The sequence below is a fragment of the Allobosea sp. OAE752 genome (assembly GCF_050433265.1).
GTDB classification, from domain to species: Bacteria; Pseudomonadota; Alphaproteobacteria; order Rhizobiales; family Beijerinckiaceae; genus Allobosea; species Allobosea spartocytisi.
In genome coordinates, this window is sequence record NZ_JBNPXO010000001.1 from 927982 (window position 1) to 951783 (window position 23802).

Annotated in this window: 24 protein-coding genes; 15 read left to right on the top strand and 9 right to left on the bottom strand. The window is 67.1% G+C overall.

All coding sequences use genetic code 11. The features are described from left to right. Window positions 1-39 precede the first annotated feature (39 nt). From GGC47_RS04320 to GGC47_RS04335, 4 genes are all read left to right on the top strand, one after another. The gene (locus tag GGC47_RS04320) at window positions 40-1236 is read left to right on the top strand and encodes an acyl-CoA dehydrogenase (RefSeq protein WP_112763029.1); all 1197 of its coding nucleotides are present in this window, start codon (window positions 40-42) and stop codon (window positions 1234-1236) included. Window positions 1237-1375: 139 nt separating this feature from the next. Further along, window positions 1376-2569: a CaiB/BaiF CoA transferase family protein gene (locus GGC47_RS04325; protein WP_370954726.1), complete on the top strand. Its 1194-nt coding sequence runs from the start codon at window positions 1376-1378 to the stop codon at window positions 2567-2569. Beyond that, window positions 2562-4238 (top strand): thiamine pyrophosphate-binding protein, encoded by a 1677-nt coding sequence (locus GGC47_RS04330; protein WP_113254202.1) that lies wholly within the window; start codon window positions 2562-2564, stop codon window positions 4236-4238. Before GGC47_RS04325 ends, GGC47_RS04330 begins: the two co-directional genes overlap by 8 nt. A 215-nt stretch (window positions 4239-4453) precedes the next feature. After that, window positions 4454-4981 (top strand): hypothetical protein, encoded by a 528-nt coding sequence (locus tag GGC47_RS04335; RefSeq protein WP_142019940.1) that lies wholly within the window; start codon window positions 4454-4456, stop codon window positions 4979-4981. A gap of 78 nt (window positions 4982-5059) precedes the next feature. Here GGC47_RS04335 and GGC47_RS04340 read toward each other — a convergent pair whose 3' ends face one another. The 4 genes from GGC47_RS04340 to tal all read right to left on the bottom strand — a co-directional run bounded on the left by GGC47_RS04340 (window position 5060) and on the right by tal (window position 8157). Beyond that, complete coding sequence (locus tag GGC47_RS04340) at window positions 5060-5641, bottom strand: cytochrome b (protein ID WP_185747768.1); 582 nt, start codon at window positions 5639-5641, stop codon at window positions 5060-5062. A gap of 41 nt (window positions 5642-5682) precedes the next feature. After that, window positions 5683-6246, bottom strand: a complete 564-nt coding sequence (locus GGC47_RS04345; protein ID WP_142019936.1) for a YceI family protein — start codon at window positions 6244-6246, stop codon at window positions 5683-5685. A gap of 120 nt (window positions 6247-6366) precedes the next feature. Further along, window positions 6367-6990: an HdeD family acid-resistance protein gene (locus GGC47_RS04350; protein WP_142019934.1), complete on the bottom strand. Its 624-nt coding sequence runs from the start codon at window positions 6988-6990 to the stop codon at window positions 6367-6369. A gap of 201 nt (window positions 6991-7191) precedes the next feature. Continuing rightward, window positions 7192-8157, bottom strand: coding sequence for a transaldolase (gene tal, locus GGC47_RS04355; RefSeq protein WP_142019932.1), 966 nt, complete (start codon window positions 8155-8157; stop codon window positions 7192-7194). Window positions 8158-8364: 207 nt separating this feature from the next. Here tal and GGC47_RS04360 point away from each other — a divergent pair, with 207 nt between their 5' ends. The 3 genes from GGC47_RS04360 (at window position 8365) to GGC47_RS04370 (ending at window position 12529) form a co-directional block, all read left to right on the top strand. After that, the gene (locus tag GGC47_RS04360; protein ID WP_142019930.1) at window positions 8365-9354 is read left to right on the top strand and encodes an ABC transporter substrate-binding protein; all 990 of its coding nucleotides are present in this window, start codon (window positions 8365-8367) and stop codon (window positions 9352-9354) included. 118 nt (window positions 9355-9472) lie between these two features. Then, complete coding sequence (locus GGC47_RS04365) at window positions 9473-11134, top strand: ABC transporter permease (protein ID WP_429067012.1); 1662 nt, start codon at window positions 9473-9475, stop codon at window positions 11132-11134. Window positions 11135-11218: 84 nt separating this feature from the next. Continuing rightward, window positions 11219-12529 (top strand): GGDEF domain-containing response regulator, encoded by a 1311-nt coding sequence (locus tag GGC47_RS04370; protein WP_051987655.1) that lies wholly within the window; start codon window positions 11219-11221, stop codon window positions 12527-12529. Between the two features lie 21 nt (window positions 12530-12550). Here the strand turns inward: GGC47_RS04370 and GGC47_RS04375 are convergent, their stop codons facing one another. Next, window positions 12551-13480, bottom strand: coding sequence for a LysR family transcriptional regulator (locus GGC47_RS04375; RefSeq protein ID WP_142019926.1), 930 nt, complete (start codon window positions 13478-13480; stop codon window positions 12551-12553). Between the two features lie 123 nt (window positions 13481-13603). Between GGC47_RS04375 and GGC47_RS04380 the strand changes: the two genes are divergently transcribed. Then, window positions 13604-15100 (top strand): CoA-acylating methylmalonate-semialdehyde dehydrogenase, encoded by a 1497-nt coding sequence (locus GGC47_RS04380; RefSeq protein ID WP_142019924.1) that lies wholly within the window; start codon window positions 13604-13606, stop codon window positions 15098-15100. Window positions 15101-15321: 221 nt separating this feature from the next. Further along, window positions 15322-16476 carry an isobutyryl-CoA dehydrogenase gene (locus GGC47_RS04385; RefSeq protein ID WP_142019922.1) on the top strand — a complete coding sequence of 385 codons (1155 nt, stop codon included), beginning with the start codon at window positions 15322-15324 and terminating at the stop codon, window positions 16474-16476. A gap of 3 nt (window positions 16477-16479) precedes the next feature. Here the strand turns inward: GGC47_RS04385 and GGC47_RS04390 are convergent, their stop codons facing one another. Both GGC47_RS04390 and GGC47_RS04395 read right to left on the bottom strand, forming a co-directional pair. Next, window positions 16480-16824 (bottom strand): HigA family addiction module antitoxin, encoded by a 345-nt coding sequence (locus GGC47_RS04390; protein ID WP_210245562.1) that lies wholly within the window; start codon window positions 16822-16824, stop codon window positions 16480-16482. After that, on the bottom strand, window positions 16799-17077 hold the full coding sequence (locus tag GGC47_RS04395) for a type II toxin-antitoxin system RelE/ParE family toxin (protein ID WP_113254214.1): 279 nt from the start codon (window positions 17075-17077) through the stop codon (window positions 16799-16801). The genes GGC47_RS04390 and GGC47_RS04395 overlap by 26 nt, the downstream gene beginning before the upstream one ends. Before the next feature lie 59 nt (window positions 17078-17136). Between GGC47_RS04395 and mmsB the strand changes: the two genes are divergently transcribed. The 6 genes from mmsB (at window position 17137) to GGC47_RS04425 (ending at window position 21895) form a co-directional block, all read left to right on the top strand. Then, window positions 17137-18024 carry a 3-hydroxyisobutyrate dehydrogenase gene (gene mmsB, locus GGC47_RS04400; protein ID WP_038360605.1) on the top strand — a complete coding sequence of 296 codons (888 nt, stop codon included), beginning with the start codon at window positions 17137-17139 and terminating at the stop codon, window positions 18022-18024. Window positions 18025-18067: 43 nt separating this feature from the next. Continuing rightward, window positions 18068-19024: an NAD(+) diphosphatase gene (gene nudC / locus GGC47_RS04405; protein ID WP_038360602.1), complete on the top strand. Its 957-nt coding sequence runs from the start codon at window positions 18068-18070 to the stop codon at window positions 19022-19024. A 51-nt stretch (window positions 19025-19075) separates the two neighbouring features. Next, window positions 19076-20254, top strand: a complete 1179-nt coding sequence (locus GGC47_RS04410) for an amidase (protein WP_113254215.1) — start codon at window positions 19076-19078, stop codon at window positions 20252-20254. Further along, window positions 20251-20652: an oxalurate catabolism protein HpxZ gene (hpxZ, locus tag GGC47_RS04415; protein ID WP_429067019.1), complete on the top strand. Its 402-nt coding sequence runs from the start codon at window positions 20251-20253 to the stop codon at window positions 20650-20652. The genes GGC47_RS04410 and hpxZ overlap by 4 nt, the downstream gene beginning before the upstream one ends. A gap of 75 nt (window positions 20653-20727) precedes the next feature. Then, window positions 20728-21474, top strand: coding sequence for a dienelactone hydrolase family protein (locus GGC47_RS04420; protein WP_210245548.1), 747 nt, complete (start codon window positions 20728-20730; stop codon window positions 21472-21474). A gap of 115 nt (window positions 21475-21589) precedes the next feature. Beyond that, complete coding sequence (locus GGC47_RS04425; protein WP_142019918.1) at window positions 21590-21895, top strand: DUF6295 family protein; 306 nt, start codon at window positions 21590-21592, stop codon at window positions 21893-21895. 36 nt (window positions 21896-21931) lie between these two features. Here the strand turns inward: GGC47_RS04425 and GGC47_RS04430 are convergent, their stop codons facing one another. Further along, window positions 21932-22825 (bottom strand): protein-L-isoaspartate O-methyltransferase family protein, encoded by an 894-nt coding sequence (locus tag GGC47_RS04430; protein ID WP_142019916.1) that lies wholly within the window; start codon window positions 22823-22825, stop codon window positions 21932-21934. A 97-nt stretch (window positions 22826-22922) separates the two neighbouring features. Further along, window positions 22923-23777 (bottom strand): prephenate dehydratase, encoded by an 855-nt coding sequence (locus GGC47_RS04435; protein ID WP_038360590.1) that lies wholly within the window; start codon window positions 23775-23777, stop codon window positions 22923-22925. Window positions 23778-23802: the final 25 nt, after the last annotated feature.

A 23802-nucleotide genomic window follows, 5' to 3' on the forward strand; every position in this document is an offset into this window, starting at 1 on the left:
CAATGACGGTTATTGAGAACAAGACGGGAGACGAACACCATGGCCGGCAGCCACAAGCTCGCGAAGTTCACCTGGGACGATGCCTATCTGCTCGACGAGCAGCTGAACGAGGACGAGCGGCTGATCCGCGACACGGCCCGCGCCTATGCGCAGGAGAAGCTCCAGCCGCGCGTGAACGAAGCCTATCTCGACGAGAAGACCGACCGTTCGATCTTCAACGAAATGGGCGAGCTCGGCCTGCTCGGCGTCACCGTCCCCGAGGAGTATGGCTGCGCCGGCGCCAACTACGTCTCCTACGGGCTCGTCGCCCGCGAGGTCGAGCGCATCGACTCCGGCTATCGCTCGATGATGTCGGTGCAGTCCTCGCTGGTGATGTACCCGATCTATGCCTATGGCAGCGAAGAGCAGCGCAAGAAGTACCTGCCGAAGCTGGGCTCGGGCGAATGGGTCGGCTGCTTCGGCCTGACCGAGCCGGATGCCGGCTCCGATCCCGGCGGCATGAAGACCCGCGCCGAGAAGGTCGCCGACGGCTACAGGCTGACGGGATCGAAGATGTGGATATCGAACTCGCCGATCGCCGACGTCTTCGTCGTCTGGGCGAAATCATCAGCGCATGACAACCAGATCCGCGGCTTCATCCTCGAGAAGGGCATGAAGGGCCTGTCCGCGCCGAAGATCGGCGGCAAGCTTTCGCTCCGCGCCTCGATCACCGGCGAGGTCGTCATGGACGGCGTCATCGTGCCGGAAGAGAACCTGCTGCCGAACGTCTCGGGCCTGTCGGGCCCGTTCGGCTGCCTCAACCGCGCCCGCTACGGCATCTCCTGGGGCGTGATGGGCGCCGCCGAGGATTGCTTCCACCGCGCCCGCCAGTACGGGCTCGACCGCAAGCAGTTCAACAAGCCCCTCGCCCAGACGCAGCTCTACCAGAAGAAGCTCGCGGACATGCTGACCGAGATCACGCTCGGCCTGCAGGGTAGCTTGCGCGTCGGGCGCCTGCTCGACGAGGGCAAGATGGCCCCGGAGATGATCTCGCTGGTGAAGCGCAACAATTGCGGCAAGGCGCTCGACATTGCCCGCCAGGCCCGCGACATGCATGGCGGCAACGGCATCCAGATCGAGTATCAGGTGATGCGCCACGCCGCGAACCTCGAGACGGTGAACACCTATGAGGGCACGCATGACGTCCACGCGCTGATCCTTGGCCGGGCGATCACCGGCCTGCAGGCGTTCTTCTGAGCCCTTCCGCCCCCCTCCGCGTCATCCCGGGCGACCGCAGGTCGACCCGGGATCCATTCCGGAACATCGCCGATCGGCGGTCAGGCATGGATCCCGGGTCTGCGCTTCGCTCCGGCCGGGATGACGGCGCGGACATACGATGATGTCTCAATCCCCTCCCCTCGCCGGCCTGCGCGTCCTCGAACTGGCGCGCATCCTCGCAGGTCCCTGGATCGGCCAGTTGTTGGCCGATCTCGGCGCCGATGTCGTCAAGGTCGAGGCACCCGAGGGCGACGACACCCGCAAATGGGGCCCGCCCTTCGTCGAGGGTGCCGAGGGCGAGAACCTCTCGGCCGCCTATTTCCACTCGGCCAATCGCGGCAAGCGCTCGATCACGGCCGATTTCCGCACGGCGGAAGGGCAGGCGCTGGTCAAGCGGCTCGCCGCCCATGCCGATGTGGTGGTCGAGAATTTCAAGGTCGGCGGCCTCGAAAAATACGGGCTCGACGCCGCTTCGCTCCGCAAGGAATTCCCGCGCCTCGTCTATTGCTCCGTCACCGGCTTCGGGCAGGACGGCCCCTATGCGCCGCGCGCCGGCTACGACTTCCTCGTCCAGGGCATGGGCGGGCCGATGTCGGTCACCGGCGAGCCCGCGGGCGCGCCGATGAAGGCGGGCTATGCCGTCGCCGACATCTTCACCGGCCTCTATGCCTCCAACGGCATCCTCGCGGCGCTGCGCCGTCGCGACCTCACCGGCGAGGGCGCGACGCTCGACATGGCGCTGCTCGACACGCAGATCGCCGTGCTCGGCAACCAGGCGATGAACTATCTGGTCGGCGGCCAGCCCCCGGCGCGGCTCGGCAACGCCCATCCCAACATCGTCCCCTATGACGTGTTTCCGGTCGCGGACGGCCACATCATCATCGCCACCGGCAATGACGGGCAATGGCGCAAGCTCTGCGAGGTTCTGGGCGAACCGACGCTGGCCGAGGAGCCCGACTACATCGACAACCGCTCGCGGGTGAAGAACCGCGTCGCTCTGACCGAGCGTTTGCACCGGCTTTGCCAGCGTTATGCCAAGCTCGACCTGCTGGCGGCGCTGGAGAAGGTCGGCGTCCCGGCCGGACCGATCAACGACATCGGCGAAGTCTTCGCCGATCCACAAGTGATCGCGCGCGGCGTCAAGGTCGATCTGCCGAGCGCAGCCGCGAAGGCAGGCCATATTCCAACCGTCGCCTCGCCCATCGTCATGGATGGCGTGCGGCAAGTGGCTGAGCGCACGAGCCCACGGCTCGGCGAGCATGCCGACGAGATTCTGAACGATCCGGCCTGGGGAGGGCCGCAGCATGGCTAATCGTACTGGCGGGCAGATCCTCGTCGACCAGCTCATCCTCCACGGCGCCACAGACGCCTTCTGCGTGCCGGGCGAGAGCTATCTCGCCGTGCTCGACGCGCTGCACGACGCCTCGATGAAGGTCACCATCTGCCGGGCCGAGGGCGGCGCCTGCATGATGGCCGAGGCCGCCGGCAAGCTGACCGGCAAGCCCGGCATCTGCTTCGTCACGCGCGGTCCCGGCGCCACCAACGCCTCGCCCGGCGTCCATATCGCCGATCAGGATTCGACGCCGCTCATCCTCTTCGTCGGCCAGATCGACCAGAGCATGCGTGAGCGCGAGGCCTTTCAGGAGCTCGACTACCGCGCCGTCTTCGGCACCATGACGAAATGGGCGACCGAGATCGACGATGCCGCGCGCATCCCCGAGATCATCAGCCGCGCCTTCCATATCGCGACCTCGGGCCGCCCCGGCCCGGTGGTGATCGCCTTGCCCGAGAACATGCTGACCGACATCGCCGATGTCGCCGACGCCGAGCCGTATCAGGTCACGGAAACGCACCCCTCCCTGACCCAGACCATCGAATTGCAGAAGCGGCTCTGGGCGGCGAAGAAGCCGATCGCGATTCTCGGCGGCTCGCGCTGGAATCCGCAGGCGATCGAGCGCTTCCAGCGCTTCGCCGAACGCTTCGACCTGCCCGTCGCGGTCTCCTTCCGCCGGCAGATGCTGTTCCCGGCCGATCATCCGAACTTCGCCGGCGATCTCGGCATCGGCCCGAACCCTAAGCTGCTCGCCCGCATCAAGGAGAGCGACCTCGTCCTGCTGGTCGGCGGCCGCCTCTCGGAGATGCCGAGCCAGTCCTATACGCTGTTCGGCATTCCCAATCCCGGACGCCCGCTCGTCCATGTCCATCCGGACCCGGAGGAGCTCGGCCGCGTCTACCGGCCGACGCAGGCGATCAACGCCACGCCGACCGCCTTCTGCGCGGCGCTGGAGACCGTGCATCCGCCGCAAACGATCCCCTGGGCCGGCGCGGCTGCCGAAGCCCATGAGGCCTATCTCGCCTGGAGCGAGCAGCCCGCGCCCGTCGCGGGCGCCTTCCATCCCGGCGAGATGGTGCGCTGGTTGAGGAGCCGCCTGCCCGACGACGCGATCCTGTGCAACGGCGCCGGTAACTATGCGACCTGGGTGCACCGCTTCCATCGCTTCAACAAGTTCGCGACGCAGCTCGCCCCGACCTCGGGCTCGATGGGCTATGGCGTCCCGGCCGCGATCGGCGCCAAGCGGATCTTCCCGGAGCGAACCGTCGTCGCCTTCGCCGGCGATGGCTGCTTCCTGATGAACGGGCAGGATTTCGCCACCGCCGTGCAATACGACCTGCCCGTCATCGTCGTGGTGGTCGATAACGGCATGTACGGCACAATCCGCATGCATCAGGAACGGGAATATCCCGGCCGCGTCTCCGCGACGACGCTGAAGAACCCGGATTTCGCCGCCTATGCCAAGGCCTTCGGCGGCCATGGCGAGCGCGTCGAGAAAACCGAGGACTTCGCCGCCGCCTTCGAGCGCGCCGTCGCCTCGGGCAAGCCCGCGATCATCCACTGCCTGCTCGACCCCGAGGCGATCACCCCGGCGAAGTCGCTCTCGACCATCCGGGCGGAAGCGCTGGCAGCGCAGGGCAAGGCCTGAGATGAAACAGCGGCCCGCCACGCGATGCGGGCCGCTCCTGGCGGCGATGCCCGGGCAAGTTGAACCGGCGCGGAGTACGCAACCGCGACCGGGAGAGATTCAAGGCGACAGGATCAGGTAACCTCCGCTTAAGCGCGCGTGTGCCGCGCATCAGCCATGTCATTGAATTTTCGCGTAGATGGGCTAACTTCCTCTCGGGGGAAAGGCTACCGCTCATGGCGTTTCGCGCGATCTCGCTTGCCGGCCTGGCTACGATTCTGAGTATCACCGCCTTGCCGGCCCATGCCGCCGGGTTTTTCGACGATCTCGCGCGAGCCTTTTTGGGAGCCCCTCCACGGCCCCAGGCCGTGGAGCCGTACAACCCGCTCAGCGTCACAGTGAAGCCGCGGCGGCAGAAGAGCGTTCGCGCCAAGGCTGCACCGGTCGAGGCTCGGTCGACACCGAAACCACCGGTGGTGCAGCTCGATCCCTCGAGCGACCCATACTGGTATCTCAAGGATCCCACGATGCGGCGCGGCGATATCGTGGTGACCGATCGCGGCGTGCTTGTCTACCAGGGCAGGAACGCGGACGCGATGCGCCGGTCCGATTTCGCCGGCCTCGGCAGCGGCGATGCGAAGAGCTGGAAACGGAAGCTGCAAGCCGCCGCCGCCGGAGCGCGCACCATGTTCAGCCCCGGAGCGACCAGAGTCAGAACCATGACGGCGGAAACCGTCGAGGAACTCAAGATCGTCGAACCCTAGACATCATACAGCTCTGGAAGCTGTCGGGCATGCCGATCAGGGAGAGGCAACCTGATCGGCAACGGGTTTCAGGTGCCGTTACGACCAGCGCCGGCCGAACCACATCCGGCCAAGCAGGCCGTCGCGCCAGAGCAGCATATGGACGGCAACCGCCGCCACATGCACGACGCCGAGCCCGATGAGGATATTGCCGAACTGGTCGTGCAGCCACAGCATCCGCCGGTAGACGGCCGGGTCGGGGCCGATCGGATGCGGCACCGGAAACAGCCCGAAATAGAGCGTGGGTATCTGGATCGGCGCCGCCGCCGCCATCAGCAGGCCGGTGACCGGCAAGGCGATGATGCAGAGATAGAGCGCGGCATGGACGAGCGATGCGGCGCCGCGCAGCCAGGGATTGTCGTTCTCCGGGCCGGGCTGGCGCAGGGCGACGCGCAGGAGGAGCCGCAGCAGGACGAAGGCCGCGACCGTCAGCCCGACCGATTTATGAAGCTGGTAGAGCTCGAAGCGCGAGAGAAGGTCGCGCTTCTCGTCCAGCATGGGGCCGGAAACCCAGAACTGAAACAGGATCAGCAGGAAGGTCAGCCAGTGCAAGGCGACGCTGGCCGGATGCCAGCGCAGCGGCTCGCCCGGCGTTCCCTTCGCCGCGTTGTCTCCACGCAAACCGGTATCCACTTCGCTCGAAAATGCTTCGGGCTTCGCATTCATCGCGCCAGCCGGCCCTGGATCTCGATGTCGATCTGGTCGTCGACGATGTTGACGTCCCGGCCGATATCGTAGGTCGGCCGCAGGAAGCTGCCGCTGGCCCGGAAGGGCAAGGCTTCGCCGCGCCGGGCCTTGCCGATATCGCCGTTTATCATGGCGCGCACGGTGAAGGGATGCGTCATGCCCTTGATGGTGAGCCGGCCCCGAATTTCGAGGTCGTGCTCGCCCGTCCGCGTCACGCTGTCCGAGACGAAGGTCGCGGTGGGATAGGCCGCACTGTCCAGCATGCTCGCCCCGGCAATGAAGCCGTCGACCAGCGGCGAGCCCGCCTTGATCGAACCCGTTTCCAGCGTGACCCGGATGCGGCTTTTCTCGGGATGGTCGAAATCGATCGAGAAGGTGCCGTCATAGCGCTCGAAGCGGCCATTGGTGACGACCGTGCCGAAGCGGTGGCCGATGAAGCTGATCTGCGTCGCCGCGCGGTCGAAATTCCAGCTCGACTGGGCCTCGGCCGGCAGGCCGAACAGGAGGGCGCCGAAGGCGAGGACAGCTGGCTTGATCATGACGCACCGGAGGCGGCTTGCGAGAATCGCGAAGTATCGTCTTTTCCATGGAAAAAACGTGGCGAAGCGCGCCGCAACACGCAAAGGTGAAGCGGCGCCGCAATTCGCGACCGGCACCGCTCAAGCGCGTTTGGTGATGACCCCGTCGAAGGTGGAGCGGATGGCGCGGGCAAGCGCGATCGCAGCCCAGCCCTGGAAGATCAGCTCGATGGCGAGGAAGGTGCCGAGCACCCAGAGGCTCGAGGCCGGCCATTGCATCAGGATCATGCCGCCGAGGATCAAGGACAGCAGCCCCGAGAGCGCAACCCAGGTCCAATAGGGCAATTCCCGGTTCTGGAAAGCGACGATGAGGCGCAGCACGCCCGTGGCGACCAGAGCCGCGCCGGCCAGCAGGGTCAGCGATGCCGTCGCGAGCAGCGGGTTGGCGAAAGTCATCACGCCGACGGCGACGTAGAGCACGCCGATCAGGACATGCAGCAGGCGGCTCTTCCAGCCCTGATGGCGAAAGGCGTCGATCAGCACGATGATGCCGCCGACGAAGATCATCGCCCCGAACCAGATCGCGCTGGCGACGCTGAGCAGGGCGACCGCGCCGAGCCCGAGCACGCCGAGGACGATCAGGGCGATGCCGGCCGCCATCAGCCAGCGCCAGTTGCGCCTGAGCGGAATGAGATGCGTGCCGAGCGATGGCGGGCGATGCGGGGAGGTTTCGGACGGCGTGCTGATTTCAGAGGGATTGCTCATGGCGACCGGCTCCGTTTGCGGCAGGCGCCGAAGACCGGAACCGCCTGTCAGACGAAAGCCATGAGAAACCCGACGGGCCGGCGCGTCAATCGCAGCCGGCTCCATCCTCCAAAGATCGCGCCCGCCGGAGAGGCCGAGCACCGGCCCGGCCAGGCGCCGCAGCACTCATCGAGCGCGCGGAGCCACCGGGCTGCGCATGTCTCAGCCGAGCTTTTCGGCCACGAGCTTGCGCAGGCTGCGCAGGTCCTTGACGAAGCCGCGGATGCCCTCCGCCAGCTTCTCCGTCGCCATCGCATCCTCGTTCATGGCGAAACGGAAGGCCTTCTCGTCGAGGACGATGCGCTTCGCCATCTCCGAGGAAGTCTGCGGCGAGGCGGCAGGCGACAACCGGCGCGGCAGATCGCCGGTCGCGGCGGCGAGCTCGTCGAGCAGGCTAGGCCCGATGGTCAGCCGGTCGCAGCCGGCCAGCGCCTCGATCTCGCCGGTGTTGCGGAAGGAGGCGCCCATCACGACCGTCTTGATGCCGAAGGTTTTGTAATAGGCATAGATGCTCTTCACCGAGACGACGCCGGGGTCGGTCTCGGCCGTGTAGGGGCCGCCGCCAGCCTTGACGTGCCAGTCGAGGATGCGCCCGACAAAGGGCGAGATCAGGAAGGCCCCGGCATCGGCGGCCGCGACAGCCTGCGGCAAGGCGAAGAGCAGCGTCAGGTTGCAATCGATGCCCTCGCCCTGCAGCACCTTGGCGGCCTGCAGGCCCTCCCAGGTCGAGGCGATCTTGATCAGGATGCGCTCGCGCGCGACGCCGCGCTCCTTGTAGGCGGCGATGATGGCGCGCGCCTTGTCGATCGTGGCCTTGCCGTCGAATGAGAGATCGGCATCGACCTCGGTCGAGACGCGGCCGGGCACGATCTTCGTGAGTTCCGTGCCGAAGCTGACGGCGAGACGGTCGCAGACGGCCTGGACCGCCTTCTCGCCACCGCCCTGCTTCTTGCCCCAGGCGATCGCCTCTTCGACGAGATGGGCATAGGCCGGCGTCTCCGCCGCCTTGAACAGCAGCGTCGGATTGGTGGTGCAGTCGACGGGCTTGAGCCGGCGCACCGCTTCGATATCGCCGGTGTCGGCGACGACGGTGGTCATCTCGCGGAGCTGGTCGAGCTTGGAAGCCATGATCTGTTCCCGGTGTCCTGATCCTTGGGCGGTCACCCGCAATGTGGCGCCTCTGCCCTGCCATTGCGAGCCCGCCATGGCAATCCGACCATGCGCGCGGGTGACACGCAACCACCGGCCATTTACGACACGGTCTTCACGGAACTGTCACGCGCAGGGTCTACCGGCAGCGCCATCCCGCGGTTGCGGCCAGAGATGGAGAGTTACATGCAGCGCAAGGCATTGAGCGCGTTCACCATTGCCGCCGGCCTGATCGTCTCGGCGCTGGGCGCGCAGGCGCAGGGCGTGGAAGGCAAGCTGGTGCTCTATACGAGCCAGCCGAACACCGACGCTCAGCAGACCGTCGATGCCTTCAAGGCGAAGTACCCGAAGGTCGACATCTCCTTCGTCCGCGACGGCACGCCGCGCGTCCTGGCGAAGCTCAGGGCCGAGTTCGAGGCAGGCAGCCCGCAGGCCGACGTGCTGCTGATCGCCGATTCCGTGACCATGGAAGGGCTGAAGAAGGAAGGCCGGCTGGAGGCTTATGACAAGGCCGACGTCTCGGCCTATCCGGCGGGGATCCACGACCCGGCCAAGTTCTGGTTCGCGACCAAGCTGATCACCACCGGCATCGTCTACAACACCAAGGCCACGATGAAGCCGACGAGCTGGCTCGACCTCACCAGGCCGGAGGCGAAGAACCAGATCGCCATGCCGAGCCCGCTGAATTCGGGCGCCGCGCTGATCCACACGATCACGCTGACCGGCAATCTCAAGGATGGCTGGAAATACTACGAGGCGCTGAAGGAGAACGGCACGCTGGCTGCCGGCGCCAATGGCGACATCCTGCGCCAGGTCGCCACGGGCGAGAAGCTCTACGGCATGATCGTCGACTTCATGCCGATCCGCGAGAAGGCCAAGGGCGCGCCGGTCGAGTTCGTCTTCCCGAGCGAGGGCGTCTCCTCGGTCAGCGAACCGGTCGCCATTCTCAAGGGCACCAAGAACGAGGCGGCCGCCCGTGCCTTCATCGACTTCGCCCTGTCGAAGGAGGGGCAGCAAGTCGCGCTGAAGCAGGGTTATGTCCCGGCGCGTCCCGATGTCGCGCTGCCGGCCGGCTACCCGGCCCGTGACGCCATCAAGCTGATGCCCTTCGACGCCGGCAAGGCGCTGGCCGAGTCGGACGCCGCCCGCAAGCGCTTCGGCGCCATCTTCGAGTGAGCGTGGTTTCGCCTCGCGGACATACGGCGCGATGACGCTGGTCCTGCGCCCATCACGCAAGCGGGAGCCCGTTCCGGCGCTCCCGCTTCCGCCTTTGCGCCTGCCTGCCGAGCTAGGGTTGCCGGCGCTCATTATCCTGATTGCACTGCTGCTCGGCGGCCTGCCCTTCCTGCGGCTCGTGCTGGCGGCCTTCGCGCCGGGCTGGCAGTTCGCTCCGGAAACCGCCTTTGCCGCGATGACGGGCCGCTCGGCCATCACGGCCACGCTGCATACGCTCGACACCTCCTTCTTCTCGGCGCTGGGCGCGCTCGCGATCGGCACCGTCGTCGCACTGGCGCTCGGCGTCAGCGATGTCCGCGGCAAGCGCCCGCTGGCCTTCGCCTTCGTCTTCTCGATGATGATCGCGCCGCAGGTGGCGGCGCTCGCCTTCCTCAGCCTGCTCGCACCGAATTCGCAGGTGCTGATGCTGCTCGGATTGGCGCCGGCGCCGGGCACGGCGAACCCGCTGCTCGGACGCGGCGGCATCATCCTGGTCATGGCGCTGCATCATGCGCCGCTGGTCGCGATCACCCTCTGGACCGGCTTGCGCAGCATTCCGCATTCGCTGGTCGAAGCGGCGCAGATGGAAGGCGCGGGGCCGGCGACCATCACCGCGCGGATCATCGTGCCGGTGCTGCGGCCGCAATTCATCGCGGCCGGGCTGATCGCCTTCGTCGCCGGCGTCGGCAATTTCGGCATCCCCGCTTTGCTCGGCCTGCCGGTGAACTATCTCACTTTGCCGACACTGATCTATCGCCGGCTGTCGAGCTTCGGCCCGGAGAGCCTGCCGGAGACGGCTGCGCTCGCCCTGCTCGTCGGCGCTGTGGCGGCGCTCGGCATCCTCGCCGGCATGGCGGTCGCGCGCCGCCAGGGCGGCAAGGTCGAGATCGAACGGCCGCTGGAGCCATTCTGGCTGCTCGGGCCGGCACGCCCCTTCGTCGCGGCAGGCCTGTGGCTGCTGCTGCTCGTCAAGCTCGGCCTGCCCCTCTTCGCGCTGGCGAGCGAGGCATTGACGCCGGCGCTCGGCGTGCCGCTCTCCTGGCAGACGCTGACCTTCGACAAATTCGCCGAGGTGCTGTTCCGGCAGGCCGTAACCATCCGCGCCTTCTGGAATTCCTTCTGGTTCGCGGCGGTCGCCGCGGTCCTGCTGTCGCTCACCTCGATCGCCTTCGCCTACGGGCTCGAGCGGCGCATCGGCAGGCTCCGGCGGCCGGTGGAGCTCATCGTCGAATTGCCCTATGCGCTGCCGGGCGTGGTGCTCGCCATCGCCTGCATCCTGATCTTCCTGAGGCCGCTGCCGCTGATCGGCGTCAGCATCTACGGCACACCCTTCATCATCCTCTTCGCCTATCTCGCGCGCTTCCTGCCCCTGGCGCTGAAGGCGCCGCTGGCGGCGATGGCGCAGATCGAGGCGCATCATGAAGAGGCGGCCAAGCTCGACGGCGCCGGGCTCTGGCAGATGCTGCGCTTCATCGTCGCGCCGATCCTCGCGCCGGCCGCTGCCGTCTCCGCCCTGATGGTCTTCCTCGTCGCCTTCAACGAGCTGACCGTCTCGGCGCTGCTCTGGTCGTCAGGCACCGAGACGCTCGGCGTCGTGCTGTTCAGCCTGAAGGAAGCGGGGCTGGCGGGCGAGGCCGCCGCGATCGCGATCAGCGCCTCCGCCGTGATCCTCGCCGCCATGCTGCTCCTCGACCTCCTCGGCCGGCATCTGCCGCGCAACGTGCTGCCCTGGAGAATCTGAAGCGCGACATCAACGTCACGACCGACCTGAGACCGCGGGCGGAACGTCACGGAAAATTAAGCCTGACAGCGCCGTAGATGGAGCATGAATGCTCCATCTACGGCGGCTCTTGCCGATGATAAACCCGGGAAAGACGAGCGCGGCATCCTCGTCATCGAAGATTCGCGGACATTCGCGATCGCCTTGCGTCAGTTCCTCGAGGCGGAGACCGGGCTGCCCGTCACGACCTGCGCCTCGCTCAAGGACCTCAGCGAGCTGATCGTCGCGGCACCCGGCGCCTATGCGATCGCGGTGGTCGACCTCAACCTGCCGGACGCGCCGCGCGGCGAAGCGCTCGACTGGACCGTCGCCCACGGCATCCCGACCGTCGTCTTCACCGCGACCTTCGATCTCGCCACGCGCGGACGGATCATGGAGCGGGAGGTCATCGACTACGTTCTGAAGGACAACGAGTTCGCCCTTCCGAACCTCGTCGGCACGGTGAAGCGCGCGCTCGACAACCGCAACACGCGCATCCTCGTCGTGGACGACACCCGCACCACCCGCAAGGTGCTCGCCCGCATGCTGTCGATCCAGCAATATGTCGTGGTCGAGGCCGGCTCGGGCGCGGAAGCGCTCGCCCTGCTCGACGCCCATCCTGACCTGGAGCTCGTCGTCAGCGACTATTACATGCCGGACATGGACGGCTTCGAGCTGGCTCGCAAAATCCGGCGGAGCCATCCCAATGTCCGCCTCATCGGGATCTCCTCCTCGACCGACCGGAAGACCTCCGCCGGCTTCCTCAAGGCCGGGGCGCATGACTTCGTCGCGCGCCCCTTCGTCCTCGAAGAGCTGCAATGCCGCATCGCCTCGAATGTCGAGACGCTGACGCAGCTCAAGCGGCTGCAGGAGCTGGCCGCACGGGACTATCTCACCAACCTGTTCAACCGGCGCCATTTCTTCGAGCAGGGGCCGGCCCTGGTCGAGACGGCCCGGCAGGCCGGGTTGCCGGCCTCGATCGCGCTGCTCGACATCGACCATTTCAAGCAGCTGAATGACCGCCACGGCCATGACGGCGGCGACAGGGTGCTCGATGCGGTTGCGCGGAACCTCAGCCGTCTGGCCGAGGGCGGCACCAATCTGCTGGCGCGCGTCGGCGGCGAGGAATTCGCGATCCTGTTCCGGGGCGCGGATCTCGCGGAAGCCCTGCGGCTCTCGGAAACGATCCGCGAGGAGATCGCCCGCGAAGCGCTGCTGCTGGGAGGCGAGACGTTGGCGCTCACCGTCTCGATCGGCGTCACCGAGATCGGCGCCTCCGAGCGTCTCGATGCCAGCCTCGGCCGGGCCGACCAGGCGCTCTATACGGCCAAGCAGGCCGGCCGGAACCGGGTCTGCGCCGCCGCTCAAAGAAGCTAGGGCAGGCTCGCGCGCAGCCGGCTACTCCGCCGCCGCGCGCGGCTCCTGTCTCGGCTCGCCCATCAGAAGCGCGCGCGACACCTTGGCTTCGCGCACGACGAAGTCGACGATGGCGCGGACACGGGCGACGTCCTTGAGGTCGGCATGGACGAGCAGCCAGAAGGAGCGGGTGATCTGCACCGTCTCGGGCAGCACCGGCACGAGCCGCGGGTCGTTCTCCGCCATGAAATGATGGATGACGCCGACGCCGGCACCGGCGACGACCGCGTTCATCTGGGCGATGACGCTCGAACTCTGGACATGGGCGCGCAGGCCTTTGGCGACCTCGTCGAGATAGTCGAGCTCGGGCGAGAAGATCAGGTCGTCGATATAGCCGATGATACGGTGCTCGAAGAGATCGTCCGGCTTCGTCACCGAAGGCATATCCTTGAGATAGCCCGGCGCGGCGTAGAGGCCGAGGCGATAATCGGCGAGCTTGCGCGCCACCACCTTGCCCTCCTTCGGCGGGGCGAGCGTGATCGCGACATCGGCCTCGCGCTTCGACAGCGAGAGCAGGCGGGGCATGGCGATGAGCTGGATCTCCAGCCCCGGATAGGATTTCGCGAAGGCCGCGAGGCGCGGCGCCAGGAAGGCGGTGCCGAAGCCGTCCGGCGCGCCGATCCTGACCGTGCCGGACAAGGCCATGTCGGCGCCGCCGATATCGCTCTGGATGGCGAGCGCCTCGGTCTCCATCGTCTCCGCCTTGGCGAGCAGCCGCTCGCCATGCGCCGTCAGCGTGTAGCCCTGCGGACGGCGCTCGAAGAGCTTCGCCTTCAGCGCCTCCTCCAGCGAGGTGATGCGGCGCGAGACGGTGGCATGGTCGGCGCCGAGCCGGCGCGCGGCGGCGGTCAGCCGGCCGGAGCGGGCCACCGCCAGAAAGAAGCGGAGATCGTCCCAGTCGAAGCGCTCCAAGCCTCCCTCCTCATATTTGTGTTTTTGCACGACAAGCGTTCCACGCCCGCTATAGCCGTGCGCAAACGAGAATGGTAGTGAGTTGTCACGATCACCACACCACCAATTCGTAGGGAGGACGCCATGCGTCAGGTCGGACATTTCATCGGCGGCAAGCAGGTCGCCGGCACCTCGGGACGCAGCGCCGACATCTTCCAGCCGATGGATGGCAGCGTGATCGGCAAGGTCGCGCTCGCCTCTGCGGCCGAACTCGACGCGGCCGTCAGGAACGCGGCCGAAGCGCAGCCGAAATGGGCCGCGACCAATCCGCAGCGCCGCGCCCGCGTGCTGATGAAGTTCCTCGACCTGATCGCCCAGAACAACGAGGAGCTGGCCGAGCTGCTCGCCCGCGAGCATGGCAAGACCATTCCCGACGCCAAGGGCGACATCCAGCGCGGCGTCGAGGTCGTGGAATTCTCGCTCGGCGCGCCCAACCTGATGAAGGGCGAGTTCACCGACGGTGCCGGCCCCGGCATCGACATCTATTCGCTGCGCCAGCCGCTCGGCGTGGTCGCCGGCATCACCCCGTTCAACTTCCCGGCGATGATCCCGCTCTGGAAGCTCGGCCCCGCGATCGCCTGCGGCAACGCCTTCATCCTGAAGCCCTCGGAGCGCGATCCCGGCGTGCCGATGCGCCTCGCCGAACTCTTCATCGAGGCCGGCGGCCCTCCCGGCATCCTCAACGTCGTCAATGGCGACAAGGAAGCGGTCGACGCCATCCTCGACCATCCCGAGATCAAGGCCGTCGGCTTCGTCGGCTCGACCCCGATCGCGGAGTACATCTACGCCCGGGGCTGCGCGAACGGTAAGCGCGTGCAGTGCTTCGGCGGCGCCAAGAACCATATGGTCATCATGCCCGACGCCGATATGGACCAGGCCGTCGACGCGCTGATCGGCGCCGGCTACGGCTCGGCCGGCGAGCGCTGCATGGCGATCTCGGTCGCGGTGCCCGTCGGCAAGGCCACGGCCGACGAGCTGGTCAGGCGCCTGATCCCGCGCGTCGAGAGCCTCAAGGTCGGCCCCTCTACCGATGTCACCGCCGATTACGGCCCGGTCGTCACCAAGGCGGCGATGGAGAAGATCAAGAACTACGTCGATATCGGCGTCGAGGAAGGCGCCAAGCTGGTGGTCGATGGCCGCGGCTTCAAGATGCAGGGCTACGAGAACGGCTTCTATGTCGGCGGCTGCCTGTTCGACAACGTCACCAAGGACATGCGCATCTACAAGGAAGAGATCTTCGGGCCGGTGCTCGCAGTCGTCCGCGCCGACAGCTATGACGAGGCGCTGAAGCTCACCAACGACCACGAATACGGCAACGGCACTGCGATCTTCACCCGCGACGGCGACGCCGCGCGCGACTTCGCCTCGAAGGTGCAGGTCGGCATGATCGGCATCAACGTGCCGATCCCGGTGCCGCTGGCCTATTACACCTTCGGCGGCTGGAAGCGCTCGGCCTTCGGCGACCTCAACCAGCACGGCCCGGACTCGATCCGCTTCTACACCAAGACCAAGACGGTGACGGCGCGCTGGCCGAGCGGCATCAAGGACGGTGCGAGCTTCGTCATTCCGACGATGAATTGACGCGGCACCGGCGAGGGGGCCATGGAGCGAACGCTGCGGACCCTCGCAACGTCGCTTCCGGCCTCCGCTGGCGCGGCTCGACCTGCCATGAATGCTGCCGGCGCATCGCGATCTGCCGGCCGCCCTTCCCCATCCCGATCCGACGCGAACAGGCCCGGCCTTTCGTCGCGATTGCGCGCGCCTGCGCCGCGGGACTATCTCACTGATCAGGAGGGCCAGCCATGAACGCCTTCGCTCTCACCGAAGACCAGATCGCCATCCGCGACATGGCGCAGGAATTCGCCGCCGAGACACTCGCCCCCCACGCCATGCGCTGGGACGAGGAGAAGCATTTCCCGGTCGAGGAGATGCGCGCTGCCGCCGCGCTCGGCATGGGCGGCATCTATATCCAGGACGATGTCGGCGGCTCCGGCCTGACCCGGCTCGATGCGGCGCTGATCTTCGAGGCGCTCTCGACCGGCTGCCCGACGGTCGCAGCCTATATCTCGATCCACAACATGTGCGCCTGGATGATCGACCGCTACGGCTCCGACGAGCAGCGCCGGCGCCTCCTGCCGAAGCTCTGCACGATGGAGCATCTGGCGAGCTATTGCCTGACCGAGCCCGGCGCCGGCTCGGACGCGGCCGCTCTGAAGACCAAGGCGGCGCTCGACGGCGACCATTACGTGCTCGACGGGCAGAAGCAGTTCATCTCCGGCGCCGGGGTTTCCGACATCTATGTCGTGATGGCCCGCACCGGCGAGGCCGGCCCCGGGGGCATCTCGACCATCGTGGTCGAGAAGGACACGCCCGGCCTCTCCTTCGGCGCCAACGAGAAGAAGATGGGCTGGAACGCCCAGCCGACGCGGGCGGTGATCTTCGAGAATTGCCGCGTGCCGGTGGCGAACCGGCTCGGCCCGGAAGGCATCGGCTTCAAGATCGCCATGGCCGGCCTCGATGGCGGGCGGCTCAATATCGGCGCCTGCTCGATCGGCGGCGCGCAAGGAGCGCTCGACAAGGCCATCGCCTATGCCAAGGAGCGCAAGGCCTTCGGCTCGGCCATCGCCGATTTCCAGGCCCTGCAATTCAAGCTCGCCGACATGGCGACGGAGCTTGAGGCAGCGCGCACCCTGCTCTGGCGTGCCGCCGCGGCGCTCGATGCCAAGACGCCGGATGCGACGAAGCTCTGCGCCATGGCCAAGCGCATCGCCACCGACACCGGTTTCGAGGTCGCCAATGACGCGCTGCAGATCCATGGCGGCTACGGTTATCTGGCCGATTACGGCATCGAGAAGATCGTCCGCGACCTGCGCGTTCACCAGATCCTCGAAGGCACCAACGAGGTGATGCGGATGATCGTCGCGCGCGGGCTGGTGGGACGCGCGAAGGGGAATTGACGCCTATGCGGCGAGCGGTCTCACGCGCTTCTCGATCTCGCGGCCGGCAGCTTGCCGGGCGAGGCGCAGATCGTAGTCGCTCTGCAAAGCCATCCACATCTCCGGCGATGTTCCGAAAAACTGCGCAAGACGCAACGCGGTGTCGGCCGTGATCGCCCGCTCGCCCTTGACGATGCCGGCGATGCGGCTCACCGGCGCGTCGATGTCACGCGCGAGCCGGTTCTGGCTGACGCCAAGCGGCTTCATGAACTCCTCCAGCAGGATTTCCCCGGGAGGAACCGCAGCCAACGGGCTCTCATCGGAAGCCTCGCCGACTCGTGGGTCAATGGTAGTCGACGATCTCGACATCATGCGCCTCCCCATCCCTCCAGACAAAGCAGACCCGCCACTGATCGTTCACCCGGATCGAGTGCTGTCCCGCGCGATCTCCGCGAAGAGCTTCCAGCCTGTTACCCGGCGGAACACGCAAATCGTCCAGCTTCGCAGCGGCGTGGAGCATCAAAAGCTTCCGGCGGATGATGCGTTCAATGGCCGCGAAACGCTTGACCGGCCTGTCGTTGAACAGAAGCTCGGCTTCGCGCTGCGCGAACGATCGGATCATGAGACAACAGACTATTCCGCGATAAGTATTCCGTCAACAGGAATGGAAGGAAACGCGATATGACCAGCATCGCCTTCATCGGCCTCGGCAATATGGGCGGCCCGATGGCCGGGAACCTCGTCAAGGCGGGCCATAGCGTCAAGGCCTTCGATCTCGTCGAGGCATCGCGCCATGCCGCCGCCGAGCTCGGCGTCGGTATCGCAGCCTCCGCCAAGGAGGCCGTCGCGGATGCCGAGATCGTCGTCACCATGCTGCCGGCCGGCAAGCATGTGCTCTCGGTCTGGGCGGACATCCTGCCGGCGGTTAAACCCGGCACGCTGCTGATCGATTCCTCGACCATCGACGTCGACAGCGCCCGCAAGGCGCATGCGCTGGCGGCCGAGCGCGGCTGCCTCTCGCTCGACGCTCCCGTCTCGGGCGGCACGGGCGGCGCCAAGGGCGCGACGCTGACCTTCATGGTCGGCGGCACGGCGGAAGCGTTCGACAAGGGCGAGCCCATCCTCGCCAAGATGGGCCGCAAGATCGTGCATTGCGGCGGCGCCGGAAACGGGCAGGCCGCGAAGATCTGCAACAACATGATCCTCGGCATCTCGATGATCGGCGTCTCCGAGGCTTTCGTGCTGGCCGAGAAGCTCGGGCTTTCGCATCAGGCGCTGTTCGACGTCGCCTCGACCTCGTCCGGCCAGTGCTGGTCGCTCACGACCTATTGTCCGGTGCCGGGGCCGGTGCCGACCTCGCCCGCCAACAACGACTACAAGCCCGGCTTCGCCTCGGCGCTGATGCTGAAAGACCTGAAATTGTCGCAGGAAGCGGCACAGGCGGTGGGCGCTTCGACCCCGCTGGGCGCGGCGGCGGCGCAGCTCTTCGGCCTGCACAATGCCTGGGGCGAAGGCGGCACGGATTTCTCCGGGATCATCCATCTTTTGCGCGGTCGCGGAGAGGCGTGAGAGACGCTTGCGCGGCAGGGTGTCGCGGGTCTAGGACGGACCCATGAACGACACGCCCCTCCGCCGCGAGCGCTCCTCTCTCACCGGCTTCGCGGTCAACCGGCTCGACCGGCGCGAGGATTTGCGGAACAAGCCGGATGCGGTGACCGCGCTGCGCCACCGTTCGGACACGCTGATCGCCGCCGTGGCGGGCGAGACCCCGATCCTCAACCGAATCGAGGGCGAGACGCTCTCGGTCTGGTTCAGCCATGGCGAGACCGAAATGCTCGGCCCGGCGCAGGAGGAGATCTTCCTCGGCATGGCCGAGGACGGCTCGCCGCGCTTCGGGCGGCTGCTCGACCGGGCCCTGGCCGAGACCCTGAAGGAGCGCCCCGAGCTCGTCGTGACGGATCTGCGCTCGGTCGCGTTGAAGCGGCTCGTTCCCGAGGACGAGGTCGGGCCGCTCGGCGAGGCCAAGGCCGTGCTCGACTGGCATGCGCGCCACCGCTTCTGCGCGCAGTGCGGCGGGCCGACCAAGGCGGCCGCGTCCGGCTGGCGGCGCGAATGCAGCGTCTGCGGGGCGATGCATTTCCCGCGCACCGACCCGGTCGTGATCATGCTGGTGACGCGTGGCGACAAATGCCTGCTGGCACGCCAGGCGCGCTTCGCGCCGGGCATGTATTCCTGCATCGCGGGCTTCGTCGAGCCGGGCGAAACGATGGAAGACGCGGTGCGCCGCGAGAGCTGGGAGGAAGCGGGACTAAGGGTCGGCCCGGTCCGCTACCTCGCCTCGCAGCCCTGGCCCTTCCCGTCCTCGATCATGCTCGGCTGCATCGCCGAGGCGTTGGGCGACGAGATCACCCTCGACATGACCGAGCTCGAGGAAGGCCGCTGGTTCCCGCGCGAGGAGGTGCTGCAGATGCTGAACGGCACCCATCCGGACGGCCTCGCCTGCCCGCAGCATATCGCCATCGCCAACACGCTGCTCCGGGCCTGGGCCCTGGAGGGCGAGCGGGTCTAGGGTCTCCGCATCCTAGCGTCGCGACGAACGAACAGCCTTTTCGGAGCCTTGATGTCGACGGACCCCGTCAACGCCTTCGTACCGGGCCCGCGAGCCCGGATTCCCGGCAAGCCGGGCCTGCCGCTCTCGGGCCTGACCTTCGCGGCCAAGGATCTGTTCGATGTCGCGGGGATACCGACCGGCGGCGGCAATCACGACTGGGCCCGGGCAAACCCCGTGCCCGAACGCCATGCCTGGGCCGTGCAGAGACTGCTCGACGCCGGCGCCGAACTGGTCGGCAAGACGATCACGGACGAGGTGTCGCTCGGCATCCTCGGCGAGAGCGCCTTCGACGGGACGCCGCTCAACAGCGCCGCACCCAAGCGCGTGCCGGGCGGCTCCTCCTCCGGCTCGGCCGCCGCCGTCGCCGCCGGCCTGTGCGATACCGCTCTCGGAACCGATACGGGCGGCTCGATGCGCGTGCCGGCGAGCTTCTGCGGCCTCTATGGCATCCGGCCGACGCATGGCCGGCTCGACCTCACGGGGTTGATGCCGCAGGCGCCGAGCTCCGACACCGCCGGATGGTTCGCACGCGACGCGGCGACCTTCGCGCGCGTCGGCACGGTGATGCTGGGCGAGGAGCCGGGTCATTTGCCGACGAAGCTCCTCATCGCCGTGGACGCTTTCGGCTTCGCCAACCCGGAGGTCGCCGCCGCCTTGCAGCCCGTGGTCGAGCGGCTGGCGCGGATCGTCGGTTCGCCGCCGCGTGAAGAGATCATGGCGCCGCAGGGGCTCTCGGTCTGGGCGCGGGCCCAGCGCAGCTTGCAACCGGCCGAAGCCTGGCAGACCTTCAAGCCCTGGATCGAGCAGCACAATCCGCGCATGGCCTTCAGCGTCGCCGCCGGACTGATCGCCGGCTCGCAGATTCCGGCGAGCGAGCGCAACTGGGCCGCTCTGATGCGCGAGGAGGCGCGGGCGCGGCTGCGTTATCTCCTGCCGGCCGGAACGATCCTGTGCCTGCCGACGACGCCGTTCCCCGCGCCGTTGCGCGGCCTGTCCCTGCCGGAGCTTCAACCGCTGCGCGACCGCATCACCTGCCTCTGCGCACAAGGCGGCCTGGCGGGCCATCCGCAGGTCAGCCTGCCGGGTGCCACCGTCGACGGGGCGCCTGTCGGCCTGTCCATCATCGGCGCGCGCGACAGCGATGCCAGCCTGATCGCCGTCGCCAAAGCCATGGAGAATGCGGCGTGACCGACCTGACCCCGAACCTGCCCGACGTGGTCGCGGAAATCAGCGCGCTCTTCGAGGCCTATGAACAGGCGCTGATCGATAAGAACGTGGACGTTCTCGACGCGACCTTCTGGAACAGCCCGCACACCATCCGCTACGCTCTCGGCGAGAACGGCTATGGCTTTTCCGAGATCCACGCGCACCGCGTCGCCCGCCCGCCGGGACCGGGCATCAAGGAGAAGCGGATCAGGCTGGAAATCCTGACGCTCGGCCGCGACCTCGCCACCGTGAACCTGGAGTTCAAGGTCCGGGGCCGCGACGTCATCGGGCGCCAGAGCCAGAGCTGGGTGCGCTTTCCCGATCTGGGCTGGAAGGTCGTCTCCGCCCATGTCTCGACGATGGAGCCGCGCCCCTGGTGAGACGCATGGCGGCGTCATGAAGATGGCTTGAAGACCGCGTTTCCTGTGCCGATCGGAATTGCTGGAGGATCACCGATGTCATTCTACCGGGGCATGACCTGCACGAACATCACCATCGGCGGAGACAAGGGCGATCCGATCACCGCCTATGTCGCGAAGCCCGAGGGGCCGGGACCCTTTCCGGCCGTGGTGCTGATCCATCATCTGCCGGGTTGGAGCGAGATCTATATCGAGACGACGCGGCGCTTCGCGCATCACGGCTACATCGCGATCTGTGCCAATCTCTATGAGCGGGCCGGCGCCGGCAATCCGGACGATGTCGCGGCCAGGGTGCGCGCCGAGGGCGGCGTTCCCGACGCGCAGGTCGTCGGCGACACCGAGGGCGCAGTGAAATGGGTGCGGGCGCTCAAGGAGCACAACGGCAAGGTCGGTCTCTTCGGCTCCTGCTCGGGCGGCCGGCACGCTTTCCTCTATGCCTGCCAGAAGCATGACGTCGACGCCTGCGCCGAGCTCTGGGGCGGGCGTGTCGTGATGGCGCCGGAGGATCTCAACGCCAAGACGCCGGTCTCGCCGATCACGCTGACCGAGGGCTTGTCCTGCCCGCTCATCGGCATCTTCGGCAATGAGGACCGCGCGCCGAGCCCGGAGCAGGTGAACCAGCACGAGGCGGAGCTGAAGAAGCACGGCAAGGCTTACGAGTTCCACCGCTATGACGGCGCCGGCCACGGCTTCTTCTACTGGAATCGCCCGATCTACCGGCCCGAGCAGGCGATGGACGCCTGGGGCAAGATCTTCGCGTTCTTCGGAAAGCATCTGTCGTAAGATATTCCCGCGTTTCTCCGAAAACGCGGGAATATCTTACCTTTTTGTTTTTCGCATTTTCTTCACGCGAACCGATATCCACTTCGCTCGAAAATGCTCCTATCGGAGGCCCATCATGTGCACGTCGATTGTCGAGATCGTCCCGGTCGAGGGCATGGCCAAGCGCGGCGATGACTGGTTTTCGCTGACCCAGGCCGTCGTCGCCTATGACCATGCCCGCCACGCGCCGCTGGCGGATGTCATCACGCTGGACTTCATCAACGCTTCGCTCGATGTCGGCGCGCGGGCCGGCGTCGAATTGACGCTCGAGACCGCGAAGGCGCTGCATGCGGCGCTGGGGCGGGCGATCGCCGAGGCGGAATTCGAGGAGGCAGAGGTGCGCGGCAAGGGCGCGCCGGCGAGTTTGGTCAGGGCGGCCTGAGGCGGTTGTTTCCGCCTGGTTTTTCCGCCGCTGCACTCAGGGCGGAGCGGTCGAGAGCCACCAGCTCCCTGCGTCGAGCCAGCAGCTGTCGTCGGGCTCTCCATCGAAGCGGATCGACTGCACGCTCTCGATATCGCCCCGCTGGAAGGCCGCCACCAGATCGCGGCCGAGCTCGGCGTTCTGCTCGGTCTGGCATGCGATGAAACTCGCCCGCGAGATGAAGCGAGCAGGCCAGGACGATCCATCATCCTGTGGTTTCTCCACGAGAAGCATTCCACCGTGCGTCGTCTCGGCCTGTAGCGGGAACAGCAACCGGCCGCCCGGGTGCAAGGCTTCGAGCCAGTTGACGCTGGGGTGGCTGATCCCGGCGTTCACATAGACGATGTCGGCCTTCGGGAGGGGATCGGTCGTCCCGGATCGGGCCATCACCTTCGCCTGCGGCCAAGGGCCGAGATTGCTCGTCGCCCTCTCGGCAAGCGCGGGGTCGATCTCGTAGGCGTAGACCCGACCTTCGGGGCCGGCGAGCGTGGCGAGGATCGCGGTGTAATAGCCGCTCCCCGCCCCGATCTGCAGGACGGTTTCGCCCGGCTGCACGCCAACGCAGTCGAGGCAGCGCGCATGCAGGCTGGGCTCGCCGATGTTGATGCCCCGCGCGGAATCGAGCGCGATCAGGACATCCTGATAAAGAAAGGCGGGATCGGCATCCGGCGTCTCGATATAGCCGGAGCGCTCGGGACCCCGCCTCCACGGGCTGGCGACGCGGATGAACCACGGCCGCGGCCCGGCAAAGGGCTCGCGGGGAACAGATGCGAAGGCGGCTTCGATACGCGGCTCGCGAACGGCGCCCGTATACGCCACGTAGCGCGCGAAGAAAGCCCGCAGCTTCGCAATCCGCTGCGCCTCGGCGGTTGCCGATCGCTCATCTGCCATGCTCGCCCCCAAATGCACCGCCGCCCGACGGTATCGCTTCGGAGGCGCGGATCAATCGCCGCGTGGCGACAGCGACCGATCCGCTGCCTCGCGAGCGCTACTCCGCCGGCTCTTCGATGGTCGAGCGGAAATCGCTCGCCGGATAGACGCCCATGATCTTCATCTCCTTGGAGAAATAGGAGAGTTCATCGAGCGCGCGCCGCAGCGCCGGGTCGTCCGGATGCCCCTCGACATCGGCGTAGAACATCGTGGCGGCGAACAGGCCGTCGACCATGTAGCTCTCGAGCTTGGTCATGTTGATGCCGTTGGTGGCGAAGCCGCCCATCGCCTTGTAGAGCGCGGCGGGAATGTTGCGGACGCGGAACATCAGCGTCGTCACGGTCTTACCCGCGCCCTGGCGGGCATATTCCGGGTATTTCGAGAGCACGACGAAGCGGGTGGTGTTGTGCTTCTCGTCCTCGATGTCCTCCATCAGGATGTTGAGGCCATAGACCTCCGCCGCGATGCGCGGGGCGATGGCGGCGCGCGTTACGTCGCCGGTCTCGGCCACCTGCCGGGCGGAACCCGCCGTATCGGCCGCGACCTCGGCCTTGAGGCCGAGCTTGCGGATGATCTTGCGGCACTGGCCGAGCGCATGGATGTGGCTCTGCACCACCTTGACCGTCGCCAGCGTCGCGCCCTCGACGCCCATCAGATGGAAGCGGATCGGCAGGAAATGCTCACCGATGATGTGCAGGCCCGAGCGCGGCAGCAGATGATGGATGTCGGCGACGCGGCCGGCGATCGAATTGTCGATCGGGATCATGCCATAGCGGGCCTTGCCGTCGCTGACGGCTGAAAGCGCGTCCTCGAAGGTGGGACAGGGCAGGAGTTCGCAATCCGGAAACACCTGGAGAGCCGCCTGAGAGGAGAAGGCTCCGGGCTCACCCTGATAGGACACGACGAAGGACATGGGGTCTCTCAGGCTCCTCAGCTTC